7 protein-coding genes are annotated in these 7,143 nt (G+C 69.3%); all 7 read right to left on the bottom strand.

All coding sequences use genetic code 11. The features are described from left to right. Window positions 1-43 precede the first annotated feature (43 nt). Entirely contained in the window at window positions 44-1,042 is a 999-nt protein-coding gene (locus ACF073_RS24035) for a hypothetical protein (RefSeq protein WP_392073141.1), read from the bottom strand. Window position 1,043: 1 nt separating this feature from the next. Beyond that, window positions 1,044-1,430 carry a hypothetical protein gene (locus ACF073_RS24030; RefSeq protein ID WP_392073138.1) on the bottom strand — a complete coding sequence of 129 codons (387 nt, stop codon included), beginning with the start codon at window positions 1,428-1,430 and terminating at the stop codon, window positions 1,044-1,046. A gap of 483 nt (window positions 1,431-1,913) precedes the next feature. Beyond that, window positions 1,914-3,269 (bottom strand): FG-GAP and VCBS repeat-containing protein, encoded by a 1,356-nt coding sequence (locus ACF073_RS24025; RefSeq protein ID WP_392073136.1) that lies wholly within the window; start codon window positions 3,267-3,269, stop codon window positions 1,914-1,916. Between the two features lie 365 nt (window positions 3,270-3,634). Beyond that, window positions 3,635-3,976, bottom strand: coding sequence for an ankyrin repeat domain-containing protein (locus ACF073_RS24020; RefSeq protein ID WP_392073134.1), 342 nt, complete (start codon window positions 3,974-3,976; stop codon window positions 3,635-3,637). A gap of 201 nt (window positions 3,977-4,177) precedes the next feature. Continuing rightward, window positions 4,178-4,714 (bottom strand): DUF4240 domain-containing protein, encoded by a 537-nt coding sequence (locus ACF073_RS24015; RefSeq protein WP_392073133.1) that lies wholly within the window; start codon window positions 4,712-4,714, stop codon window positions 4,178-4,180. After that, window positions 4,711-5,061, bottom strand: coding sequence for a hypothetical protein (locus tag ACF073_RS24010; protein WP_392073131.1), 351 nt, complete (start codon window positions 5,059-5,061; stop codon window positions 4,711-4,713). Before ACF073_RS24010 ends, ACF073_RS24015 begins: the two co-directional genes overlap by 4 nt. Before the next feature lie 584 nt (window positions 5,062-5,645). Beyond that, window positions 5,646-6,620, bottom strand: coding sequence for an ankyrin repeat domain-containing protein (locus tag ACF073_RS24005; protein WP_392073129.1), 975 nt, complete (start codon window positions 6,618-6,620; stop codon window positions 5,646-5,648). Between the last annotated feature and the right edge of the window lie 523 nt (window positions 6,621-7,143).

Genomic DNA, 7,143 nt, shown 5'->3' with positions numbered 1-7,143 from the left:
CCGCCCGCGCGCAGCACTCGGGAGGCGGCCCGGATGACGGCGATCACGCCGAGATAGTTGGTGGCGTGCATCCGGTCCAGTGCGGCGGTGTCGGCATCCGGGTCGTGACCAGCGGTACACAGCGCAGCTTCTGGCGGGCGGTGGCCCGGGCGAGCTGGGCGGTGACCTGGAAGACGAGTTCGTCGTCCGCCTCGATCTTCTCGGCATTGGTCAGGCTGTCGTGGATCGTGCTGACGACAATGGCGACGGGACCCTGGTCCCGGTCGGCCAGAAGCGGGGCCCGGGCGTTCATCAGCACGCTCTTGCCCACACCTGTCGGCGCGTTGACGACCGTGTGCTTCCCGGCCGGCAGGTTCAGGCGGGTGGCGGGGTCACCGGAGGCGTCCTGGAGCCGGTCCATGAAGGAGACGAGCACGCCCGGCTTCCAGCCGTGGCGGCCGGGCCCGGCCGCGGCCTGGCGCCGGGCCAGGCGCAGGATCTTCTTGCGCATGACGGTCGTCGTTGCCGCGTACGGGGCGGTAATCACCCGCAGCGGCCGTACATGGGCGTCTTCTTCGGTGTCGGGGATGGTCACCACCGAGGGCGTCGATCCTCCGAACTGCCATCGACCGGGGCCGGCCACGGGCAGCGGCCCACGAGTGCTGTAGTGGTACTCCTCGGCTTCACGCACCAGCTGCCGGACCAGTTCCAGCGGCTGGTGCGCGTGCGCGGCCAGCAGATAGGTCGCCTCACGGGGCGGTACATCATCCGGAAGCCGGTAGAGGCCTCTTCCCTGAGTCGCAAAGGTTCGCGCGAGCGCCTCGAACATGGCGCGTCCGGCCAGGTCATCCGGCCGCACATGCCAATACCGGCCAGCCAGCCCTCTGACGTGTCGCGGGACCTGAGGCCAGCGCTCCCACAGGTCCACGCGGGCAGCCGCAAAAACATGTGCCTGGTCCAGCGGCACGACCACCTGACCGTCGGCGTTGCGGAAGCCGAAGTACTCCTCGGCCAGCGCCGCGGAGACGGCCAGGCGGCGCAGCTCCCAGTCCTCCGGCCTCACCTCAGCCTCCGCATGCCTTCTCGATGTCGCTGACCAGTCGGCTCACCGTGGTCACCCTGACGCCGCGGTCGCACACCTGGGCGGCGAGAAAGTGCTGCTCACTGTGTTGGTGGTCTGGCAGGACGATCGTCAGCCCCTTCCGTAGCGCGGGGCGGTTCGTGAGCGCCTTGCCGAGCGCAACGACCGACTCCCACGCCTTGGCGTCCACTCTCCAGTGCCGCGCCCGCTTGCCCGGTACCGCGACGGTGATGTGCAGGTCGTACTCGTCCGGCCGTTGCTCCCCCGGCCACATCACCAGCTCGACGTGCGGCAGGTCGACAACTGCGTCGCACAGCTGGAGTTCGAGGAGCACGGGAAGGGTGCCGTAGCGCCACACCGGCCGGCTCACGGCCAGATGATCTGAGCTGGCCGGAAGCGGCATGACCGGCACCGCCGCCTTCCCGGTCCCGGTCAGCTCGCCCGGGCCCGGCCCTCCGCTGGGCGTATGCCGGTAGTGCATGCCCCGGGCCGCGTGGGCTTCACAGCGCACGTCGAACTGCGCCCCGCACCGGAGGACCCGCATCGGCCAGCGGCAGACCGGGCACGGATACCACCAGCCGTCGACCTGACAGCACGGCCAGTCGGCCACAGTCTCGAAGAAGTCGAACCGAGGCCGGGCCGCCGGGACGGGGCGATCCGTGGCGGCTGAGGCGGGAGCAGCAGCCGCCACGATGGCCGGCCAGGTACGCGTCACGGCGGCCGAGCAGCAGTCGGGCGGCTCGGGCACCCGGTGGCGGGCCACGGTGGACGCCGAACACCGCTCCCGGGTCGAGCAGTTGATCAGCGAGGCCAGGGAGCAGCTGGTGCAGTCACACGAGTCAGCTACGCCACATCACTGCAGGAAGCTGTCGATGGGTGCCGCGTGGTATTCCGTCGCGCCCGCGGTGGTGATGCCGCTGGCTGAACCGGGCAGCCGCAGAGCACCGGCACCGCTCACGTACAGGTCGGCCGTTCCGTCACCGTCGGTGTCGCGCAGCCGTACCAGGCCACCGAACTGCTCGTCGGCCGTCAACGCACCCGGGACGCCTCGGGTGTTGCGGGCGAACCACTGGGAGCCGGCACCGGACAGGCCGCCCGCCCGCCCCTTGAAGATGTGCACGCCGCCCGCGTAGTCGTGGTCATCGATCTCCTCGCCCGGCACGCCGACTGCGAGATCCGCGTAGCCGTCGCCGTTGACGTCACCCGCCGAAATGGATGCGCCGAATTCGTCCCAGTTCCCGGGAGATCCGGTGACGCCACTGGTCGACTGAGTGAGGCGGGTGCTCCGGGACGGGCCGGCGGACGACCCGTACCAGACGCTGACTCGGCCTTTGTGCTTCGAATAGAGGGAGGTGCCGACGGCGATGTCGCCGTAGCCGTCCTTGTTGAAGTCGGCGATGACACCGTCGCCGCCGCGTTCGGAGCTGCCGCCGTTGCCGGATTCCGACTCCAGGCGAAGGCTCTTGCCCGGGGTGAGTGACCTCGCACCTCCCTTGATGAACCAGACGTCGGACGCGATGTATTCGCGGCTGACCACGTCACCGATGATCGCGAGGTCGGTTTTCTTGTCGCCGTTGACCTTGCCGGAGATCAGCGCGGTGGCGTAGAAGGACGACGTCTTGTCGAGCTTGGTCACGGTACCGGTGGTACCGGTGCGCTTGAAGGGGCCGCGATAGACGTAGGTCATGGACTCGTTGATCAGGGCCAGGTCCTGCTTGCCGTCCCCGTTGAAGTCGCCGGTCGCCAGGTCCTTGCCCATGTAGTTGTTGCGACCTGGGTTCTTGTTCGGCAGGGCCGTACCCGTGGACAGGCCGGAGGGGGACCCCCACAGGATCGTCACGGCGCCCTGAGCATGGTTCTCGCCGATCGCTGACACCGCGAGGTCGCCGTAACCGTCGCCGTCCAAATCCGCGGCGGCCCGCACCTCGCCGAACATGTCGTCGGCCTCGTCGGATCCGGGCACGCCAGGGCTCGCCTGAGTGATGCGCTGCTGCTTGGGGCCGGGCCCGGTGGCAGTGCCGAAGACCACGGTGACACCGCCGCCCCCTCTTGCGCTGAAGCTCGAGTACGCGTAGTCGCGGTACCCGTCGCCGTTGAAGTCGTCGCCGTGCCGCGCGGGCGCGGCGCTCGCTGCCGCGGTGGGCAGAGTGAGGGGGATGAGGCCCGCTACCACGAAGGTGGCGAGCGTAGCCGTTGCGCGGACGGGCATGAGTGTCGGGGCTCCTTGTGATCGCGCAGGCAGGGGGGTCAATAGGCGGGCACACGGGGTGCGTGGCCGCTGGTTCTCTGGGGCCCCACGTCGCTCGCTGAAAGTCTCCCGAGTGACGCGTGGGGTCCACCGAACAGGAGACAGGTAGTGGGGCCGAAAGGTTGCACGTTGACGCAGAATAACCTTCGCAAGTGCTCGTTCAGCAGGACCAGTTGGCTGCGGCAAGCGAGAACGGGGTGTGACTCAACTTTCGTGGTCCGTGCGCGCTCATAGATCAGCGCAGCCTTTTCGGAGCACGGGCCGGCGCGCGCACGATCGTGTCCCGGCGAGCGCAGGACTCCCGGATCACCCATCGGCTGTGCAAGCTAGCGCGGAGAGATGAAACGCTTGAGCAGTGCCTGGGCCATGACGTGACCGTAGTATTCAGCGAGCTGCATGGGAGTCTGCCTGTCGTCAGCGGGCAGTTGAGGATCTGCACCGTACGCCAGCAGAACAGCCGTGGCCGCCGTGTTCCGCGGGTATCCCGTCTGCAGATGACTGTCGCCCTCGACATCGAGGGCGTGGGTGAGCAACGTGTGCCCGAAGCACCTTTCGTTCGGATCCGTCCCGGAGGCAAGAAGAACGGTGAGTGTCTCGTATTCGCTGGTCTCCACGGCCTTGTGCGCAGGCGTCCACTGTGATTCGTCAGACGTGTCAGTGTCGGTCATCTGAGGAAGACTACGAGTCGGCTCCGGCACTTCCACCACAGGCCTTGAGCCCAACTCCGGTCAGACATAAGCCGAGTCGTAGCACGGCGGGAGCACACCGCCCAGAGACACCTCATGGTGCTGACTCGTCATGCCACCAGTTGCGGTATTCGAACAGCGATCACTCACAGAGCTTCTCGGTGGGTGTGGATCCTGCATGACTTACTCCAGGTAGAGAGCAGCCAGACGCGGCAGTCGGCGAGCCATCTCGTCTGAGTCCGAGAAGTCGAAGTTCCAGGCAGGGTCCAGCTGCGGGTAGCAGATGGTGAATGTGCCCGGCGGAAGCTGTTCACCGGTTGCCGTGACGTGCGCGTTCCATGCGATGACCAGCATGTCTTCGCCCTCCAGGTCGCTGCCGGCGGCTGCGGCGGCTTGGACTACGGGCAGTCTCGCCAGGGCGTCAGGATCAGCGGCGACGCGCTCGAAGACTTCACGGCCCTGAGCGATCAGCCAGCCGCGGAAGTAGTCGAAGCCGTCGTCAGAGCATCCGCCGTTGGCGGTGTAGGCAGCGGCCCATAGAGGGTTGGTGTAGGAATCAACCATCAGGTCCCACAGCACCTGCTCAGCGGCCACAATCTCCTCGACCGGCCGGGCGGCCAGCAGGGAGGTTGCTTCGCGGGCGATCGCTTCGCTGTCGTGTGGGTTGATCGCCCGGTCGCGGGCCTCCGCGATGAGCTCCCAGAACTGCTCCTTGTTCATGCGGGGAGCATGCCACCTCGTACTGACAGAAGGAGTTCTCGGCCGTTGGAGATCAGGCGGATTCGAGCAGTCCTGGTGGGATCAGCGCCCTCCTGCGGGACGCCGCTCACGTGCTCGCTGGACACGCCGTGCTCTACCCGGCCGAAGCCGAACTCGACGAGATCAGGGCTGAGGCGAGGGAGGAAGGCCGTCAGGAAAGTGTCGCGAACGGCGTGGTGATCGGCGTCGCCGCCGCCGCGTTCGGTGCCGTCGCCGTGAAGGCCGCGCCGCAGCATGGTGCCGTGCGCCACCCGACTCAGGTAGGCCCCCTTCGGGGTCAGGGCAGGGAGGTTCTTGGCGCCGAGCATCAGGTCGCTTCGGGTTTCGAGCGCTGGGACGGCTCCTGTCACCAAGGGCGTTGAGCCCTGGAAACTCGCCGCGCTGCCCTCGTCGCGGCGACCGTGATCCCCCGACTCCCGTCTGCGGGCCCCCGCGTGGCCCACGGCCTGGTGGACAAGGTTCTGCGAATCTCACGGTGAACACCCTCTGCCTGCACGTGATGCGTATCAGGCGTGGGACGTGGGGCTGCGCCGGAGACGAGACCCCTTATGACGCGTAATCGTGCACGCAAGCAGGCCATCCGCGCTGCGGCGGGCGAGGGGGGTACGCCCGTACGGCCCGCATGCACGCGGAAGGCTCCCGGCCCCTCCTCACCGCCGTCGACGCCCATGGTGGGTCCGCCGACGGCGCCGGGGGCGGGGCACCGGAGGTCGTGTCTCCCGGGCGGCGGGAGCGCGGCCCTCGCGGTGCAGGAAGAGTTCCAGCAGCTGCACGGTCTCCTCGAACGTATCCCGGTTCGTTCACCGCCCGCCGCATCCGGGGACGGCGGGCAGGCAGCGACTTGCGCGCACCTGCCGGCCCGACGCGGGAGCGCCCCCGGAAGGGGCACCGGTCAGTGCTGCCAGTAGTCGCGCTCGGGCAGTTCCACCCACAGGTCGGGAGGCCCGGTGAAGGGCCGCGGGTCGGCGGGGAACAGGCCCGCGTGGGCGCAGCACTCGGCGATCGCGTGAGAGCCGTAGATGTACGCGGTGAGGACCTCCTCGGGAGGCGTACCGGTGTCCGGGCCCCCGCCGGGGTGCAGGTCCCAGCCCTCGACGACACCGTCGCGCACGAGGCTGCCCTGGTTGCCGCTCTTGGGGTTGGCGTACATGCCGTAGCAGACGGTGCCGGCGGAGAGCAGGGCCTGTACGCCCGGCATCTGCGGCCCGTACCCCCAGGGCTGGGTGACGACGCAGCCGCCCGGTACGGTCGTCACCCCGACGATGCGCAGGCTGTCGTCCGTGTCGACGCCGTACGGGTCGTCCAGGAGCTCGGCGAGCAGCCCGGCGTCCGGCGGCACCGCTGCCAGGCGCCGTACGGCCTCCTGCGCGTCGATGCCGGCCACGCAGGCCAGTCCCGTGCCGTCGTAGTAGCCGACGTCGGCCAGGGCCGCGATGCGCCGCCGGCCTTCCCGCGCCACCGCGGACTCCGCCTCGCTGAGCCCCCGTTCACCCTCGGGCAGCGGAAACAGCTCCGGTGTCGGCCCGGCCAGGCTCAGCCGCCCCGGTGACCAGCCGGCCAGCACCGACCGCCACGGGTCGGCTCCCGCGGCGACGAGGACACGTGCGATCTGAGGCCGGTGCCCGACCACCGCCTCCCACAACGCGGTCGTACCGTCCTCCAGCGCGTCGACGTCGGCGACGCGCCCGGCCAGCTCCGCGACGACCTCGGGCGAGCCGAACGCCACCGCCCGGTGCAGGGGCCGTTCCCCGCACGGCAGCGCCTCCGGATCGGCGCCCTGGTCGAGCCGTCGCCTAATGTCCCGGTGGTCAAGCCAGCCCTCCCAGCAGACGCCGCCCTCCCAGCCGTCCCCCGGTCCCGTCCCCATGTCGCCTCCCACGCCCCGCCCGACGGCACCCTGCCGCACACCGACCACCCTTGCAGACGGGTCCGACAACGCCACCACCGTCACGGGGTCGCGGCGGGCCATGGACGCCGTCGCCACCGGTCTGCCTGGGTCGCGCCCTCGCCGGACACGGGTGGATGCGGGGCGGTGAGGAACTCTAAGGGCTGTGGCTGCGGGATCCCCTGCTTCGGGGGCTCGGGGCGCTCATTCCGGCCGAGGCCGTCGCCTCGGGCCTTCATCGTGCAGCCGGTCTCAGCGCTGACCAGATGAACGTGACGTACATGAGCGTCGCTCCGCTGAACCGTGACGCATAGACCGCTGCCGCGGCGGCGCGGACTACGGACCGGCGCGAGAAGACAATCAGCTGGGCGGCTGGTCCGGCTGCTGAGGGGCCATGACCTGTGCGCACAACGAGCTGCTGCGATACAGCGCCGCCAGCCGCCTGCTCCCCTTTTTGTCGAGTTCTGTCAGGTCAGGCTGGCACGAAGCGGCAGCGGTGCGGCTG

Source organism: Streptomyces sp. NPDC015171 (assembly GCF_043079545.1).
Classification (GTDB): Bacteria; Actinomycetota; Actinomycetes; order Streptomycetales; family Streptomycetaceae; genus Streptomyces.
The sequence above is the reverse complement of the archived record's forward strand: the minus strand, read 5'-3'. Positions and strand labels throughout refer to the sequence as shown.